Origin of the sequence: Mesorhizobium sp. LNHC229A00 (assembly GCF_000502415.1) — a bacterium.
Lineage (GTDB): Bacteria > Pseudomonadota > Alphaproteobacteria > Rhizobiales > Rhizobiaceae > Mesorhizobium.
On record NZ_AYWQ01000227.1, the window covers coordinates 1 to 344 of the forward strand.

A 344-nucleotide genomic window follows, 5' to 3' on the forward strand; every position below is an offset into this window, starting at 1 on the left:
GCGATCTTATCTTCAGCACCGGCTTCCCGTTAGTTCTTAAATCCGGCAAAAGTTCATCAAATAACGCAGGGTTGATATGGTCCTCGTTAAAGCACACTCGGAAGGGAAAATGGTGTTGGATCCCGAAAGCGTTCTAGAACGTTGCGTGTCATCCGTGACACGTCATTGTCATAGTCGTTTACCGGCAAGCTCATGCACCAAGAGATCGACCCGACCGAAAAAACCGCCCCACCGCCCGCCGTTTCGAAAAAGACTATATCTGACCGCACGTTTTTGTTCTCACTGCCGCCAATCATCCAATGCATGGCGCCAAATTCTTCCTTAGCCAGTACCATGTAGTCGGT

1 protein-coding gene is annotated in these 344 nt (G+C 49.7%); it reads right to left on the bottom strand.

The features are described 5' to 3' along the window. Nucleotides 1–86: 86 nt before the first annotated feature. A partial coding sequence (locus tag X742_RS1000000175360; protein ID WP_348524200.1) for a N,N-dimethylformamidase beta subunit family domain-containing protein occupies nt 87–344 on the bottom strand: 258 nt, incomplete at its 5' end.